Origin of the sequence: Mesorhizobium sp. M4A.F.Ca.ET.022.05.2.1, assembly GCF_003998845.1 — a bacterium.
Lineage (GTDB): Bacteria > Pseudomonadota > Alphaproteobacteria > Rhizobiales > Rhizobiaceae > Mesorhizobium.
The window spans coordinates 1-1,773 of record NZ_RZOJ01000675.1; the positions used below are offsets into that span (position 1 = coordinate 1).

Consider the following 1,773-nt stretch of genomic DNA (forward strand, 5'->3'; position numbering starts at 1 on the left):
GACATCGCCGCCGCCACTGCCGCCTGAACTGTTGGCCGACTTGCTGACGCTGTCGCCATCATTCGACTTGCTGTTGGCCAGATCGACTTCCTTGTCGCGTTGATCGTCGGCCTTGGTGTTGCCGTCTTCGTTTTCTTCGGCGCCAGCCGCGCTGGCGATCGATTCCGCCTTGCTGGAGCCGTCATTGGCGGCCGACAGGCTGATCGATCCGTTCGAACGAAGATTGCGGTTCGAGGTCGAGAACGCCCGGTTGTCCACGAAGGCAAGCGCAATCGCCGCGCCGATCGCCGTCGAGCCGATGGCATCCCCATCGGCCAGCGTCGTGCTCACGCCGTGATTGCTGGCGCTGGCCGTCAAATTGCCGGTGATGTCGAGTTCGCCGCCGGAACCGATGGACGACTCCGTGTTGTTGTCGATGACGTCGATCGCAACCGCACCGCCGATACCGACATCGCTTCCTTCCGCACCCGCTTCCGCCGTGGTCGCAGCGGTATGGGCGCCGGTAGCGGTCATGGTGATAGCATCGCCGGCAACGATGGCCGCATTGTTGCGGATCGACGCCGAGGTGGAATTGTCGACGATGGTCAGGGCGACCGAACCACCGATGCCGAGTTCACCCGCGGCGCCGCTTGCGTCGTCAGGAACCGCATCGGTCTGGACGTTGGTGGTGGAGTTGGCGGTGAGCGACAGATCCGCGCCATTCAGATCGATCGAGGCGTTTGCCGCGACGTCGGCGGAAGCCTCGGTGATAACGATATTGATCGCCAGCGAACCGGCCACCTGCGTCTTGGAGCCGTCGCCGGCGCCAGAGGTCGCCTGGGCGACGAAGCTGTCGCCGGCCGCAATCGTGGCGCTCAATGACACCGCACTCGCCGACAGCGACGAGGTGCCGCCGAGATAGCTGCGCGTCGTGACGTCGGCGATGCTCAGCACAACCGCAACGCCGATGCCGGTCGCGCCGTTAGCGGAGGAGTTCGTGTTGGTGCCGTCTGCCGTCGCTGTCACCTTGTCCGTCGATTGCGCGGTCAGCGTGATCGCGCCACCGGACGTGAGGGTCGAAGCCTGAACGAAGGCTTCGGTCGTCGGCCGATAATCGGACACCGTCACTGCGCCGGCAAAGGTGATGTCGCCGCCGCTTGTCGTCGCCTTGTCGGACGTATTGCTGTCCTTGTTGGGGTCCTTCAGACGCTCCTCGGATTCGTTGTCACCGCCTGCACTTTGGTCCGATCCGCCTGCCGTCGACCTGGCAATCGTCGTGATGTTGCTCGTCAGCGTCGCGCCGAGCGCGATCGAATCCGGCGTATTGCCGGCATTTGCGCCAATCGTCGAGCCGCCGGAGACATTGGCGCGGGTTGTCGCATTGACTTCCGAAACCGCAACGCTGGCGCCCTTGCCGCCGCTACCGCCATCGGCCTCGGTGGTCATCGTCAGATTGCTGGTCGCAGTCAGCGACACCGCGCCCGAGACGCTGAGCACGCTGCCGGCGAGCACTTCGGTGATCGCGTCGCTGACCAGAACGGTGACGGAAACCGCCGCATCCTTCTTTTCATCGTTGTCGGAACCGGCATCGGACTCGTCCTTTGCGGTCAGGGTCACGGTTACGGTGCTCGACGCCGACAGGCTGGCCGCGGTCACATCGGTGCTGCTGAACTTGACCCGTGCCTCGGGCAAGATCGTCGCGATGACACCCGCGAGCGGCCCAACCTCGGCAGTCTCGGCCTCGACATTGGCTGTCGCGGTTGCGCTGAATTGAGCCGCGCCCGTCACGATGAT

The 1,773-nt window shown here is 64.5% G+C and carries 1 protein-coding gene; it reads right to left on the reverse strand.

What is annotated here, in order from left to right:
- The coding region (locus tag EN745_RS36450) for a hypothetical protein (RefSeq protein WP_189363261.1) at positions 1–1,773 on the reverse strand (1,773 nt) is incomplete at both ends.